The sequence below is a fragment of the Xanthomonas nasturtii genome, from assembly GCF_023337365.3.
Lineage (GTDB): Bacteria > Pseudomonadota > Gammaproteobacteria > Xanthomonadales > Xanthomonadaceae > Xanthomonas > Xanthomonas nasturtii.
Genome location: NZ_CP142084.2, coordinates 2771441 through 2787437, shown reverse-complemented (window position 1 = coordinate 2787437; position 15997 = coordinate 2771441). Strand labels below are relative to the sequence as shown.

The following is a 15997-nucleotide window of genomic DNA, read 5'->3' as shown; positions in this document are numbered from 1 at the left end:
GGGATATGCGGGGTTACGCGCGCGGGTGGCGCACACCGGGAGGGCAGAGGCATGCAGCGCACTGCGCCAACGCGCGCGCATTCGAATGCGTCAGCGGCAGCACGGTGCTCACGACAGCAGCTCGATGACGACCTCGCCTGCGGCGCGGCGCACGCCATCGGGCGTGATTCGACGCGCGTCGCCGCTTTCCAGCCGGCACATCGAAAACGCAGTGGCCAGCCGCGCGCAGCGTTGCAGGTCGGTGGATTCTTCGAGCAGCGCGGCGGCAAGACCGGCCACCATGGCATCGCCTGCGCCCACGCTGCTGCCTTGCGCCAGCCGCGGCGGGCGCGCGATCAGGCGCTGGTCGCGCTGTACGAACAAGGCGCCGTCGGTGCCCATCGAGATGACGACGAGCTGGATGCCGCGTGCGATCAGTTCGTGCGCGGCGGCGCTGAGCGCGGCGTGGTCGGTCAGGGGGCGGCCGGTCCAGGCTTCGAGCTCGTGCCGGTTCGGCTTGACCGCGTACGGCAGCGCGTCGCGCGCGGCACTCAGCGCGGCCACCAATGGCATACCGCTGGTGTCCAGCAGCACGCGCGCACCCGCGGCGCTGGCCTGGGCCTGCAACTGCGCCCAGCTGTCATCCGGCAGCCCGGCCGGCAGGCTGCCCGACAGCACCACCGGCAGGCCGGGGCGCAGTAGCGGCGCGAGCTGGTCGGCCACGCCTTGCAAGTGCGCGCTGGTCAATTGCAGGCCGGGCAGGTTGATGTCGGTGGTGTCGTTGCTGCGCGCTTCCACCAGTTTGAGGTTGGTGCGGGTGTCGCCGGCCACGCGCTGGCAGTGGTCGACGATGCCGCGCTCGCGGAACAGCGCTTCGAACACGCCGGCATTGCCGCCGCCAAGCACGCCGAGTGCGGCCACAGCGGTGCCCCAATCGGCCAGGCAGGCAGCGACATTGATGCCCTTGCCGCCGGCATCGTTGCGCACGCTGCTGGCGCGGTGCACCGCGCCCGGCTGCAGGTTCTCGAGCTGGATGGTCTGGTCGATTGCCGGATTCAGCGTGACGGTGATGGCCTGCAGGCTCATGCCATGTCCTCGCGCTGCGCTTCAAGCGCGCGCACCTGCTCGGCGGTTTCGCAGTTCAGCGCCTGCTCGGCCAGTGCTTGCAATTGGCTCAGCGCGGCGCCGCGCAGGCGCGCCTTCACCGCCGGGATGTCGTTGGGGGTCATCGACAACTCCTGCACGCCCAGCCCGGCCAGCAGGCTGGCGCCGAACGCATCGCCGGCCAGGCCGCCGCACACCCCGACCCAGCGGTCGTGCTTGCGCGCGCCTTCAATCGTGCTGCGGATCATGCGCAGCACCGCCGGGTGCAGGCTGTCGGCTTCGGCGGCCAGTTCCGGGTTCTGGCGGTCGATCGCCAGCACGTATTGGGTGAGGTCATTGGTGCCGATCGAGAAGAAGTCTGCATGGCGTGCCAGCACGTCGGCCTGGGTGGCGGCGGCCGGCACTTCGATCATGATGCCGATCGGCACTTCGGGCGCATCGAGTTCGGCGCGGATGCGTGCACAGATCTCGCGCAGGGCGATGAGCTCCGGCACCGAGGTGATCATCGGGAACATGATCGACAGCCGCGCACCGTCCTTGGCCGCGCGGTACAGCGCACGCAGTTGCGGCTCGAGCAGGTCCGGGCGGCGCAGCAACAGGCGCGCACCACGCACGCCCAGGAACGGGTTTTCTTCGTGCGGCAGTTCCAGATGCGCCACCTGCTTGTCGCCGCCGATATCCAGCGCCCGCACGATCAAGGGGCGGCCGTCCAGCGCCTGCGCCATCGCCAGGTAGGTGGCGTGTTGTTCGTCTTCGCTGGGGGTGCGGCCGCTTTCCAGGAACAGGAATTCGGTACGCATCAGGCCGACGCCTTCGGCGCCCTGGGTCAGTGCCATCGCGACCTGGTCGGGCAGGTTGACGTTGGCGCCGATGTCGATGTGGTGGCCATCGGTGGTTTCGGCCGGCAATGCGCGCTGCGCGGCTTCGCGCTCGCGGATGGCCTGTTGTTCGGCGATATGCGTGCGGGCTGCGTCCAGATCCTGTGCGGACGGGTTGACGTACAGGCGCCCGCTGCTGCCGTCGATGATGGCGGTGGCGCCGTCCTCAATCTCCAGCAACTGGCCGCCGGCCGCGACCAGCGCCGGCAGGCCGAGCGTGCGCGACAGGATCGCGGTGTGCGAGGTCGGGCCGCCCTGCGCCGTGGCCAGGCCGAACACGCGTGCGGTGTCCAGGTTGGCGGTATCCGACGGCGACAGGTCGCTGGCCAGCAGGATGCACGGCTGCTCGGGCAGGTCGGTGAGGCCGGCACCGGCAGCGGCCGGGTCGAGCTGGGCCAGCACGCGGCGGCCGACATCGCGCAGGTCGGCGGCGCGGCCGGCCAGCACCGGGTTGCCGAGTGCGGCCAGGCCCGAGGCGATCTGTTCCACCGCCTGATGCCACGACCAAGCCACGCCGTGGCCTTCGACCATCAGCTGGCAGGTGCGGGTGATCAGGTCGGTGTCGTTGAGCAGTTCGGCCTGGGCCTTGAAGATGGCCGCGTCCGAGGCGCCGAGGCGGCGCTGGGTGGCGTCCTGGATCGCTGCCAGTTGCTGGCGGGTGCGGGTCAGCGCGTCGTGCAACTGCGCGCCACCATCGCCCAGGCCCACCGGTTGATCGGCCACCTCGGTCTGCGCGGCGCGCAGTCGGTGCACGATGCCGATCGCCACGCCGGGGCTTGCGCCGATGCCGACGATGGCTGGCTGTGCCTGCGGCGGGGTCCAGCCGACCACCGGTGCGGCGCGGCGTTGCGCGGCACGTTCGGCATCGGCCTTTTCCTGCGCGGTGAGGCTGTCCATCACGGCACGCAGGCGCTTGAGCAGGACAGGTGCGTCGTTGCCTTCGGCCGACACGGTGATGCTGTCGCCGGCACGCAGGCCCAGCTGCAACAGGCCGACCAGGCTCTTGGCATCGGCGGCCTGGTCGCCGGCACGCACCTGGGCGCGCGCGGAGAAGCCGCGTGCGGTCTCGGCCCAACGCGTGGCCGGGCGGGCGTGCAGGCCGCTGGGATACGCAATCGTCCACTCGAATGTTTCGGCCAGATCGGTGGCCGGCGCGGCGCTTGTGTCAGGCGCGCGGTCGCCGGTCAGCGCGGCAACGATCACGGCGGGGTCGTCGGTGGTGAACAGCGCCTCCAGCTGGGCCGGGTCCTGGATCAGCCGGGTCAGCCGCCGCAGCAGGGTGATGTGGGTGTCAGACTGGGCGGCAATGCCCACCACCAGCCGGGTGATCTGGCCAGGGTTCCACTCCACGCCTTCAGGCAACTGCAGCACCGCGATACCGTCACGGCGCACCAGGTGGCGGTCTTCGCCCACTCCGTGCGGGATGGCCAGACCATGGCCCAGGAACGTGTTCGCCAAGCCTTCGCGGCGCCGCATGCTGGCGTCGTAGCCCGGCGCCACACAGCCGGCCGCGACCAGCAGCTGGGCAGCCTGGGCAATGGCGTCGTCCTTGTCGCGGGCAGACGCGCGCAGGCGCACGAGGTCGGGGGTGACGGGGGCAAGCGACGGAGAGGACAAGGCGGGCTCCGGGTGGGATCGGGCTGGGAAGTATAGTGGGAACGTTCCCACTGCAAACGTCAATGTGCACTGCACAAAAACCAGTATTGCTTTCGGGTTAGCATCCAGTCTGGCACGGCGCCTGGGTCAGGGTGCGCAAACGGAGCGGGAACGGTCCCAGTGAGTATCAGCATCAACGACGTGGCCCGCGTGGCCGGAGTGTCCAAATCCACGGTCTCGCGCGCGCTGGGGACCGGGCCGGTGAGTGATGAAGTGCGCGCCAAGGTGGAGGCGGCGGTCCGCCAGACCGGTTACCGCCCCAACCTGATGGCGCGGCGGCTGCGCTCGCAGCAGTCCGGCATCCTGGGGGTGATCGTGGCCGACATCCGCAACCCGTACTTCACCGCCCTGATCCGTGCGGTGGAAGAGGTCGCTTACCGTGCCGGTATGCGCGTGACCCTGTGCAATACCGATGAAGATCCGGAGCGTGAGGCGCTGTACCTGGAGCTGATGCAGGAAGAGCGCATCACCGGGCTGATCTTCGCCCCGACCCGGGTCACGGTGGGGCGGATGCATGAGTTGGCCCTGGATTACCCCACCGTGCTGGTGGACCGTGCCGGCCCCGGCAGCCGCTACGACAGCGTGGTGCTGGACAACGCTGCGGCGATGGGCGAGCTGGTGGCGCACCTGCAGGCGCAAGGCTACCGGCGCATCGGCGGGTTGTTCGGCAGCACCAGCACCACCGCGGCCGAGCGTCGCGACGGTTACCTTGCCGCGATGCGCGCGCAGGGGCTGGAGCCGGATTACCGCGAAGTGGCACCCACCGCCGAGGCAGCAATTGCCGAGTTGGGCCGATGGCTGGCCAACGATGACCGCCCCGAGGCCATCGTCACCAGTAACAGCCTGCTGCTGATGGGCGCGCTCAAGGCCGCACGCACCGCCGGCCTGCGCCTGCCGCAGGATCTGGCCCTGGCCGGATTCGACAACGAGCGTTGGACCGATCTGGTCGAGCCGGGCATCACGGTGGTCGAGCAGCCGGTGGAAGACATGGGCCGCGCGGCGATGTCGCTGCTGCTGGAACGGCTGAGCAATCCGCAATTGCCGATCCGCCGCATGGTGATGACCGGCCGCTGCGTGGTACGTGGGTCTACTGGCACACGTACCACGCGCGTCTGATTGCGCTGAAGCAGCTGCGTAGCGCTGGCCCGAACGCCTGGTTCGTCGCGCGCGCGGGTCCTTTTGGTGATTCAAATCAAACGCCTGGTTACTGGAGTGTGCGGTGCCCTCACCGCTCGCGGGACACGCCGTTAACCCGTCCATGGGGGCTCGGTGGCGGCATCCATGCCGCCAACGGTCCCGCAATCGGCGAGGGCACCGCACCAGACAGTTGGCTGGTGGCTTCATTTGAAGAACTAAATCAACGCACCAGACGATTTGCTGATGACTTCATCGAAGAATGAAATCACAGCATCAGACAGTTTGCGGGCCACGTTTTTTAAAACTGTACGCACCGACCAACTCGACTAGTCCTTGCCCGCTCACCGTCGCGGGACCTTGAGCGGCATGGATGCCGCGCCAGAGCGTCCAGGGACGGATTCACGGCGTGTCCTGCGATGGTGGGCGGGCGAGGGCCCTGCAGCCCAGTCGCAGATCAGCAGCTCTACAACTGACCTGTCCGCGCTGTCGAATCGCTTCGATACGCTGAGCCAGTAACGCTCCATCGCGCCCAAGAGCGCTCCTACGCGACGCTGAGCCGGTAACGCTTCATCGCGCCCAAGGGCGCTCCTACGGGCGTCGCGTTCCGTTGCTGCAGCACACACAAAAAAGCCCCGACATTGCTGCCGGGGCTTTTGTATTTCCGATCAACCGTATGACTCAGCGATCCGGGCGGTGGGTTCCACCGTCGTTTTGCACGGCCAGATATTCCTTGGATTGCTCGTCCAGCTTGTCGCCCAGCATGCGGCGCACCACCACGAAGAACAGCGGGATGAAGATCACGCCGAGCACGGTGGCGAACACCATGCCGCCGATCACGCCGGTACCGATGGAGTGACGCGAGTTGGCGCCGGCACCGGTGGAGATGGCCAGCGGCAACACACCCAGGATGAACGCGAACGAGGTCATCAGGATCGGGCGGAAACGCAGATGCGCCGCTTCCATCGTCGCCTCGCGCAGGGTCTTGCCCGCTGCACGTTGCTCCACTGCGAATTCCACGATCAGGATCGCGTTCTTCGCCGCCAGGCCAATGACCGTGATCATGCCGATCTTGAAGTACAGATCGTTCGGCAACCCGCGCAGCATCGAGAAGACGATCGCACCCAGCACGCCGATCGGCACCACCATCAGCACCGCCACCGGAATCGACCAGCTCTCGTAAAGCGCTGCCAGGCACAGGAACACCACCACCACCGACAACGCCAGCAACAGCGTGGCTGCATTACCGGCGATGATTTCCTGGTACGACATGCCGCTCCAGTCGAAGCCGAAGCCCGGCGGCAGATCGTTGTTGACGATCTCTTCCATCGCGGTCATCGCCTGGCCGGAACTGCCGCCCGGGGCAGGGTTACCCACCAGGTTCACCGCCGAATAGCCGTTGTAGCGGTTCAACGCCGGCGAAGCGTAGGTCCATTCGGCCTTGACCACGTTGCTCAGCGGAATCATCCCCGGCTGACCATCGGCACCGGTGGCAGTGGCGCTGGGAGTGAAGAAGTTGCGCAGCGACTCGGGGCCGGTACGGAACTGGTCGTCGGCGCGGATGTTGACGCGCTTGATGCGGCCTTCGGAGAAATAGTCGTTGACATACACCGGCGCCAGCATCAGCTGGATCGAGCTGTAGATGTCGCTGACATCCAGGCCCATCGATTGCGCCTGCACGCGGTCCACATGCAACTGCAGCTGCGGCGAGTTTTCCAGGCCGTTCGGGCGCACGCCCACCAGGGTGTCCTGCTTTTCCGCCGCCTTGCCGAGCACGATGTTGCGTGCCTGGGTCAGCGCTTCCTGGCCGGCACCGGAACGGTCCTGCAGCCACATGTCGAAGCCGCCGAACTGGCCCAGACCCTGCACGGTGGGCAGGTTGACCACGAAGATCTGCGCGCCCTTGATGCCGTAGAAGGCGCCATTGAGCTGCTTGATCAACTCTTCCGCGGTGACGTCACGGTCTTCCCATGGTTTGAGCCGGATGAAGCCCATGCCGACGTTTTCGCCCGAGCCCAGGAAGCTGAAGCCGGCGATCTGCAGCATGCCTTCCACGGCCGGCTGCTTCTCCAGGACCGCACGCATCTGCGCAAAGGTCTCGTTGGTGCGGATCTTGGTGGCGCCCGGCGGCAACTGCACGATGGCCAACGCAAAGCCCTGGTCTTCTTCCGGCAGGAAGCTGCCCGGCATGCGGGTGAACAGGAAGCCGCACAGCACCACCAGCACCACGAACACGATCATCCATGGCGGCGAGCGCTTCAGGGTGTGGCCGACCACGCCCACATAGCGATGCGCCAGCTTGTCGTAGTACTTGTCGAAGGTGCGGTAGATCCAGTTCTTCTTGGTCGAATGGGTCGACTTGAGGAACGCGCCGCACAGCGCCGGGGTGAAGCTCAACGCCAGGAATGCAGAGAAACCCATCGACATGGCGATGGTCAGCGCGAACTGCTTGTAGATCGCGCCGGAGGCGCCGGGTTGCAGCGAGGAGGGAATGAACACCGCCGCCAGCACCACGGTGATGGCCACCACCGCGCCGGTGATCTGGGTCATCGCCTTCTGGGTGGCCGCCTTCGGCTCCAGATGCTCTTCGCTCATGATGCGTTCGACGTTCTCGATCACCACGATCGCATCGTCCACCACGATGCCGATCGCCAGCACCATCGCAAACAGCGTCAGCTGGTTGATGGTGAAGCCGATCATGTACATGCCGAAGAAGGTGCCCAGCAGCGCGACCGGAATCACCAGCGTAGGAATCACGGTGGCGCGGAAGTTCTGCAGGAACAGCAGCATCACCAGGAACACCAGCACGATGGCTTCCACCAGCGTATGGATCACTTCCTCGATGGAGATGCGCACGAAGGTGGTGGACTCGTACGGCGCAAACCAGGTCACGCCCTGCGGGAAGGTGGGCTGCAGCTCGTCGAGCTTGGCGCCCACTGCCTCTGACACGTTCAGTGCGTTGGCGCCCGGCAACAGCTGGATGCCGAAGGCACCGGTGGGCTTGCCGTTGTACTGGGTGTCGAAGCCGTAGTTGCTCGGGCCCACGGTGACGCGCGCCACGTCCTTCAGGTGCACGGTGGCGCCATTGTTGTCGGTGCGCAGGATGATGTCTTCAAATTCCTGCGGCGAGCTGAAACGACCTTCGGCCGACACGGTGGCGGTGAAGCTGATGCCTTCCGGGGTCGGGTCGGCGCCCACCGAGCCGGCAGCGAACTGCACGTTCTGGTTGCGCACCGCGGTCAGCACCTGGGTGGCCGACAGGTTGTAGCCCTGCAGCTTCTCCGGGTTCAACCAGATGTTCATCGCGTACTCGGCGCCGAACTGGTTGGTGCTGCCGACGCCGGGCACACGCGAGATCTGCTCGAGCACGCGCGAACCGACGATGTCGTTGAGCGCATCGCGGTCGATCGACGGATTGTCCGAGCGCAGCGCCGCCACCATCAGGAAGCCGGCGTTGGCCTTGGCCACCACCACACCCTGCTGGGTGACTTCCGAGGGCAGACGCGGCGTGGCCAGCGACACCTTGTTCTGCACCTGCACCTGCGCGATATCCGCGTCGGTGCCGGTTTCGAAGGTCAGCGTGATGGTCACGCGGCCGTTGGAGGCCGAGGACGAGTTGAAGTACAGCAGGTGGTCGATACCGGTGAGCTGCTGCTCAATGACCTGGGTCACCGCTTTTTCGGCGGTGTCGGCGCTGGCGCCGGGGAAGTTGGCGGTGACGGTGACCTGCGGCGGGGCGATCGTCGGGTACGACTCGATACCCAGATTCAGGATCGAGATCACGCCCGCAAGCGAGATCAGGATCGCCACCACCCAGGCAAAGATCGGGTGTTCGATAAAAAACTTAGGCATGTCCGGGTTCCGTCACTGCTGCTTGGACTGGGAGTCGGCCGGTTGCGCGGCCGCGTCCTGCTTGGGCTGTTGCTGCGCAGCCGGCGCGGCGGCATCTGCGGCCGGCGCGGCCTGCGCGGCCTGCGCGTCACCGCCCTGGGCTGCGGCTGGCGCAGCGCCGGGTGCTGCGCCCGGAGCGCCGGGCTGGCCGCCTTGCGCCGGCTTGTTCGGATTCCACGGCACGCCCTTGGCCGGCTGCCCTTCCTTGGCCTTCTGCACGCCATCGACGATGACCTGGTCGCCCGGGGTCACGCCGCCGGTCACGATCCACTGGCCTTTCTGCTGGCCGTCGACGGTGAGGTTCTTGCGCACCACCTTGCCGTCCTTGCCCAGCACCAGCGCGTAGGCGCCGGTGGCATCGCGCTGCACCGCCTGCTGCGGCAGCAGGTAGGCATTGTTGCGCTGGCCCAGGCTGGCCTTGAAGCTCACGAACGCGCCCGGCAGCAGCGATTGTTCGGGGTTGGGCAGGGTCGCACGCAGCGACACCGCACCGGTGCTCGGGTCCACCGTCACCGCCGAGACGTCCAACGTCCCCGGATGCGGATACTGCGTGCCGTTGCCCAGTTCCACATTGATGGTGGATTTGCCGTCGCCACTGAGCTCCACGTTGCCGCTGCTCTGTGCCTGGCGCAGTGCGGCCAGCTCTTCGCTGCTCATGGCGAAGTTCACATACAGCGGGTCGATCTGGTCGACCGTGGTCAGCAGGGTGGCCTCACCCGCACCGACCAGCGCGCCTTCGGTCACGCGCTGGATGCCGGCGCGGCCGGTGATCGGCGAGGTGACGCTGGCGAAGCCGAGCTGGATGCGCGCGGACTCGACCGTGCCGCGCGCCTGCTGCACGCTGGCACCGGAAGAGCGCTCGTTGGCTTCGGCGGTGTCGATATCCGCACGCGAGACGTACTGCTGCGGCGCCAGGCTGCGCGCACGCGTCGCAGCGATCTTGGCGTTGGCATAGGTCGCTTCGGCGGCCGCCAGCTGGCCTTGTGCCTGCAGCAGCGTGGCCTTCAGCTGCGAGGGGTCGATCTCGAACAGCGGCTGGCCTTCCTTGACGTTGGCGCCTTCGGTGTACAGGCGCTTGAGCACCACGCCGTCGATGCGCGCGCGCACGTCGGCGGAGCGGTACGCCGACAGGCGGCCGACCAGGTCGCGTTCCAGCGGCAGCGTCTGCGGCTTCATTTCCAGCACCGACACTTCCGGCGGCGGCGGCGCCTGCTGTTGTTCGGGCTTGCTGCAGGCAGCGAGCGCCACGGTGATGGCACAGGCCAGGCCGAATGTGCGGAGCGGGGCAATCATCAGGAGGAACTCCGTTAGGGTCTTGAAGTGAGAAGAGAAGGCGGTGTCGGCGTTGGCGCGGCAGATGCCGCAGCAAACCCACGCAAGAAGGTGTCCACGGCAAATTGCGCCCACTGCTGCCTGGCGGGAAGGCCGGCGCGATGGGGGACCTGAAACCGTTGGCGATCGAAATCCAGCCCGACGATCATGCTCAGCAACAATTCCGCCATGAAGTGCGGATCGTCATGCCGTAGCTGGCCGGCCTCGATCGCCTGCTCGAAGCGTTGCGCCAGGCGCCGTTGCATGCCGGCCACGCCCTCGTGAAAGATTTGCTGCGACTGGTCGGGGAACCGGTGCGACTCGGCTTCGACCAGACGGCAGGTCTGTAGCACATCGGGATTGTTCAGACGGTCAAGATGGGCCAGCGCAAAGGCGAGCAGATCCGCGTGCAGGTCGCCCGACACCGCGCCCAGCGGGCCGGTGGCCAGGTGCACGTGGTCCTGAAGTACATCGCGCAGCAGATTTTCTTTACAACCGTAATAGCTGTACAGGGTCTGCTTGGAGCAGCCGGCACGCTCGGCCACCGCGTCCATGCTCAGCCGCATGCCGCGCTCGGCAAGCAGCGCATGCACAGCCGCATGAATGCGGCGGTCGCAGTCCGAACGCCGGGCGGCACGGTGGGAACGAGGGGTCATGGCGGTAGACTATACCGTCCAGTATAGTTTTTAAACAGGCTTGACGGTCGCAGTTTTGTTTGCGCGCCGCCTTCTGTGCCAGGCATTCGGCCCGACTTTGCCGGATCTGGCGATCCGTAGCGCCGGTTGGCCGCGCGGCAGCGCAAAACTTCAGAGCCATACTGCTTTTGCGCGACCGGGATGCCTGTTGGGCGCTGAGCATTTGCGCTATGCAGCAAAGCGTTGTCCCTGTCCATCGGTACAATTCAGCTTTCCTACCGAGCATCCCAGCGCTCTCATGACAGCCAAGAAAGCCGCTTCGAAATCGTCCACGACGTCGGTCAAACCGGTCGCCGAACGTGCCGTCCCCGTGCTTGCCACCGAACCGCAGGCGGTGACCCTGGAACCGGTGTTTGCCGCGTTGCGCAAGCGCTACCCGGCGGCCCGCCAGGCCGAGGTCCAGTCGTTCGCGGCCGGCTTCTATCGGCGCATGGAAGAGGACGAATTTCCCAACCACCCGCCCGAGCAATGGGCCGCGCTGGCGGCCGACATGCTGGAATTTGCGCGTGTGCGCAAGGCCGGCACGGTCAACGTGCGGGTGTTCAACCCGACCATGAAGAGCCACGGCTACGAGTCGCCGCACACGCTGCTGCAGATCGTCAACGACGACATGCCGTTCCTGGTGGACTCGGTGAGCATGACGCTGTCGGACCTGGGCATCGGCGTGCACGTGCTGGGTCACCCGGTGCTGCGCATTGCGCGCGACAAGGCCGGCAAGCTGGCCGCGGTGGGCGAGGGCAAGAGCGAATCGCTGATGGTGCTGGAGATCGACCGCCAGCCTGCCGATGAAATGCCCAAGGTGGAAGCGGCGGTGCGCAAGGTGCTGGCCGAGGTGCGCGCGATCGTGCAGGACTGGTCGGCAATGCGCGAAAAGATGGTGATGCTGGCCGACGACCTGGCCACCCGCCGCCTGCCCATCGACGACATCAGCCGCCACGAGGCGCAGGAGTTCCTGCGCTGGGCCGCCGCCGACCACTTCACCTTCTTCGGCTACCGCGAATACCGCGTGGAGAAGCAGGGCGGCCAGGACGTGCTGGCGCCGGTGGAAGACACCGGCCTGGGCCTGATGCGCGGCCACGACACCTCGCCGGCGCGCCCGGTGACCACGCTGGCGGCGCACGGTTTGAACACCTCGTCCAAGCTCAAGGACGCATTGATCCTGACCAAGACCAACGCACGCTCGCGCGTGCATCGTGTTGGCTACATGGATTACATCGGCATCCTCGAATTCGATGCCAAGGGCCGTATCGTCGGCGAGCAGCGCTTCCTGGGTTTGTTCACCTCCAGCGCCTATAACCGCCGCCCGTGGGAAATTCCGCTGGTGCGTCAGCGCCACGAATACGTGATGAGCAAGTCGGGGCTGACCCCCAGCAGCCACAGCGGCAAGGCGCTGCGCCATATCCTGGAAACGCTGCCGCGCGAAGAGCTGTTCCAGTCCAACGAAGAAGAGCTGTACCGCACGGCAATCGGTATCCTGGGGCTGCAGGAGCGCGTGCGTAGCCGCATGTTCCTGCGCCGCGACAAATACAGCCGCTTCATTTCTGCGCTGGTGTACATCCCGCGCGAACGCTTCAATACCGATGTGCGCTTGCGCATCGAAGGCCTGTTGAAAGACGCGCTGCATGGCGAGTACATCGATTCCAGCGTGGTGCTGGGCGAATCGCCGCTGGCGCAGCTGCATCTGATCGTGCGTCCCAAGAGCGGCGAAGCGCTGGAGTTCAACACCACCGAACTCGAATCGCGCCTGGCGCGCCTGCTGCGCAACTGGCGCGACGACCTGCGCGAAGCGCTGGTGGCGCGCCACGGCGAAGCCAATGGCCTGCGCATGGCGGCCAACTTCGGGCGTGCGTTGCCGGCCGGTTACATCGAAGAATCGTCGATCGAGTCGGCGGTGTCCGATGTCGAGCACCTGGCCACGCTGGATGGCCCGGACGATCTGCATCTGAGCCTGCAGGAAATCCGTCGCGACGACGGTATGCGCCTGGATGCCGGCGAAGGCCTGCGCCTGAAGCTGTATCGCCAGCTCGACGACATCCCGTTGTCCGACGCGATGCCGATGATGGAAAACATGGGCCTGCGCGTGATCTCCGAACGGCCGTACCGGCTGCAGGTGGGCGAAACGCCGGTGTATATCCAGGATTTCGAAGTCGAATCCACAGCCGGCAAGATCAACGCCGCGCAAGCCGATGCAGGTTTCGGCGAAGCGTTCGAGCGCATCTGGAACGGCGATGCGGAAAACGACGGCTTCAATCGCCTGATCCTGGCCGCCGGCCTGCATTGGCGTCAGGTCGCGTTGCTGCGTGGCTACTGCAAGTACCTGCTGCAGACGGCGGTGCCGTTCTCGCAGGCCTACGTCGAAGCCACCTTCACCCGTTACCCGCTGCTGGCGCGCCTGTTGGTGGAACTGTTCGAAGCGCGCTTCGACCCGTCCACCGGCAGCGAAACCAAGGCGCAGATCTTTGCCGGCCAGGAGCGCCTGCGCGAAGAGCTCTCTGCGCTGGCCGCTGGCGACGAGGCCACGCTCAAGGCGCTGGAGCCGGTGCTCGAGGCACGTGGCGGCAATCGCGCCGCGCAGCAGGAAGCTACCCGTGCCACGCTGTTGAAGCTGATGGACCGCGTCTCCAGCCTGGACGAAGACCGCATCCTGCGCAGTTTCATCGACGTGATCGATGCGACGCTGCGCACCAACTATTACCAGACCGACAAGCACGGCAAGCACGCCCATTGCATCAGCTTCAAGCTGGATTCGGCGATCGTGCCGGACTTGCCCAAGCCGCGTCCGTATCGCGAGATCTTCGTCTACGGGCCGCGTGTGGAAGGCGTGCATCTGCGCTTCGGCGCGGTGGCGCGTGGCGGCCTGCGCTGGTCGGACCGCCGCGAGGACTTCCGTACCGAGGTGCTGGGCCTGGTCAAGGCGCAGATGGTCAAGAACACCGTCATCGTGCCGGTGGGCGCCAAGGGCGGTTTCTACGTCAAGCGTTCGCCGGCGGGCGGCGACCGGGACGCGATCCAGGCCGAAGGCATCGCCTGCTACAAGTTGTTCATCCAGAGCCTGCTCGATATCACCGACAACATCGTCGGCGGCAAGATCGTGCCGCCGCCGCAGGTGGTGCGTCACGACCAGGACGACCCGTACCTGGTGGTCGCCGCCGACAAGGGCACCGCAACGTTTTCCGATATCGCCAATGGGCTGGCGCTGGATCATGGCTTCTGGCTCGGCGATGCGTTCGCCTCCGGCGGCTCGGTCGGTTACGACCACAAGGGCATGGGCATCACCGCGCGCGGTGCGTGGGAGTCGGTCAAGCGCCACTTCCGTGCGATGGGGCGCGATTGCCAGAGCCAGGACTTCAGCGTGGCCGGCATCGGCGACATGTCCGGCGACGTGTTCGGCAACGGCATGCTGCTCTCAAGGCATATCCGCCTGCTGGCCGCGTTCGATCACCGGCATATCTTCCTCGACCCGGCGCCGGATGCCGCTGCGTCCTTCGCCGAGCGCGAGCGCCTGTTCAAGCTGCCGCGTTCCAGCTGGGCCGACTACGACGCCAAGCTGATCAGCGCCGGTGGCGGCATCTACCCGCGCAGCTTGAAGTCCATCGACATCAGCGCACCGGTGCGCGAGGCGCTGGGCCTGGAGTCCAACGTCAAGCAGCTCTCGCCCAACGCGCTGATGAACGCCATCCTCAAGGCGCCGGTGGACCTGTTCTGGAACGGCGGCATCGGCACCTACGTCAAGGCGTCCAGCGAATCGCATGCCGATGTGGGCGACCGTGCCAACAACGGCCTGCGCGTCAATGGCGGTGAGCTGCGCTGCAAGGTAGTGGGCGAGGGCGGCAATCTGGGCCTGACCCAGCTGGGCCGCATCGAAGCCGCGCAGACCGGCGTGCTGCTCAATACCGACTTCATCGACAACTCGGCCGGCGTGGACACCTCCGACCACGAGGTGAACATCAAGATCCTGCTCAACGACATGGTGCAGGCCAAGAAGCTCAGCTACGACGCGCGCAATACGCTGCTGGCGTCGATGACCGACGAAGTGGCCGACCTGGTGCTGTGGGACAACTATCGCCAGAACCAGGCGATCAGCTTGATGGAGCGCATGAGCGTCAAGCGGCTGGGCTCCAAGCAGCACTTCATCCGCACGCTGGAACTGCAGGGCCTGCTCGATCGCCAGATCGAATTCCTGCCCTCCGATGCCGAGCTGTCGGCACGCAAGGCACGCGGGCAGGGCCTGACCCGGCCGGAGCTGTCGGTGCTGTTGTCGTACTCCAAGCTGGTGGCGTTCCAGCAGCTGCTGGAATCGGATATTCCGGAAGACCCGTACCTGTCCAAGGAACTGCAACGCTACTTCCCGCAGCCGCTGCAGAAGAAGTACGCCGATGCGATGGAGCGTCACCGCCTCAAGCGCGAGATCATCGCCACTGCGGTCACCAACACCACCATCAACCGCATGGGCGCCACCTTCCTGATGCGCATGCAGGAAGACACCGGCCGCAGCATCGGTGAGGTCGCCAAGGCCTACACCATCAGCCGCGAAACGCTGGATGCGCGCGCGCTGTGGACGCAGATCGATGCGCTGGACGGCAAGGTGCCCGAGTCGGTGCAGATCGATGCACTGGAAGTGGTCTGGCGCCTGCAACGCTCGTTCGTGCGCTGGCTGCTGCTGCGTCCTGGCCAGATGCCGGGCATCACTGCGGCAGTGGAGCGCTACCACGGCCCGTTCAACGACATCCGTGTCGCCTCGGGCGTGTTGTCGGATGCGCAGCGTCCGCAGTACGAAGGCAGCGTGAGGGAGTGGCAGGACAAGGGACTGCCGCCGCAGCTGGCGCAGCAGCTGTGCGAGTTGCGCTACCTGGAACCGGCGTTCGACATCATCGAGACTGCGCGCACCCGCAAGCTCAAGCCGGTGGAAGTGTCCAAGGTGCATTTCCGCCTGGGCGATGCGCTGCGGCTGCCGTGGTTGTTCGAGCAGATCGACGCGCTGGAGGTCAACGGCCGCTGGCATGCGGTGGCGCGTGGCGTGCTGCGCGACGAACTGGCCGCGCATCAGCGTGCGCTGGTGGGGCAGGTGCTGACCATGTCCGGCAGCAGTGCCGAGGACAAGGTGGCCAACTGGCTGGCGCGCGACGATTCCAGCCTGCGCTTCACCCTGGCCATGCTCGCCGATGTGGCCGAGCAGAAGACGCTCGACTACCCGACCGTATCGGTGGCCGTGCAGCGGTTGGGTCAGTTGGCCGCGCACGGGTTGTAAGCGCAACCATCACGGCGGAGCCAGGGCTCCGCCGTGATGGTGTTGGCCAGCATGTGGGTCAGGACTGCATCGACGCATGCGCTAGGTGTCCCCTGCCAGAC

General features: G+C 66.4%; 7 protein-coding genes. 2 read left to right on the top strand and 5 right to left on the bottom strand.

The annotated features are described in order from the left end of the window. Nucleotides 1-108 precede the first annotated feature (108 nt). Nucleotides 109-1065: a 1-phosphofructokinase gene (gene pfkB, locus M3O59_RS12160; RefSeq protein WP_116906112.1), complete on the bottom strand. Its 957-nt coding sequence runs from the start codon at nucleotides 1063-1065 to the stop codon at nucleotides 109-111. After that, on the bottom strand, nucleotides 1062-3578 hold the full coding sequence (ptsP, locus tag M3O59_RS12155; protein WP_116906111.1) for a phosphoenolpyruvate--protein phosphotransferase: 2517 nt from the start codon (nucleotides 3576-3578) through the stop codon (nucleotides 1062-1064). The genes pfkB and ptsP overlap by 4 nt, the downstream gene beginning before the upstream one ends. Nucleotides 3579-3737: 159 nt before the next feature. Here ptsP and M3O59_RS12150 point away from each other — a divergent pair, with 159 nt between their 5' ends. Then, a complete protein-coding gene (locus M3O59_RS12150; RefSeq protein WP_064630987.1) occupies nucleotides 3738-4733 on the top strand; it encodes a LacI family DNA-binding transcriptional regulator in 996 nt (331 codons plus the stop codon). Nucleotides 4734-5432: 699 nt separating this feature from the next. Here the strand turns inward: M3O59_RS12150 and M3O59_RS12145 are convergent. The 3 genes from M3O59_RS12145 to M3O59_RS12135 are packed head-to-tail and all read right to left on the bottom strand — an operon-like array spanning nucleotide 5433 to nucleotide 10609. Continuing rightward, a complete protein-coding gene (locus M3O59_RS12145) occupies nucleotides 5433-8603 on the bottom strand; it encodes a multidrug efflux RND transporter permease subunit (protein WP_116906110.1) in 3171 nt (1056 codons plus the stop codon). 12 nt (nucleotides 8604-8615) lie between these two features. After that, on the bottom strand, nucleotides 8616-9935 hold the full coding sequence (locus M3O59_RS12140) for an efflux RND transporter periplasmic adaptor subunit (RefSeq protein WP_116906109.1): 1320 nt from the start codon (nucleotides 9933-9935) through the stop codon (nucleotides 8616-8618). Nucleotides 9936-9949: 14 nt separating this feature from the next. Next, the gene (locus tag M3O59_RS12135) at nucleotides 9950-10609 is read right to left on the bottom strand and encodes a TetR/AcrR family transcriptional regulator (RefSeq protein ID WP_064630993.1); all 660 of its coding nucleotides are present in this window, start codon (nucleotides 10607-10609) and stop codon (nucleotides 9950-9952) included. Between the two features lie 277 nt (nucleotides 10610-10886). Between M3O59_RS12135 and M3O59_RS12130 the strand changes: the two genes are divergently transcribed. Continuing rightward, nucleotides 10887-15896, top strand: a complete 5010-nt coding sequence (locus M3O59_RS12130; protein ID WP_064630994.1) for an NAD-glutamate dehydrogenase — start codon at nucleotides 10887-10889, stop codon at nucleotides 15894-15896. The last annotated feature ends 101 nt before the right edge of the window (nucleotides 15897-15997 follow it).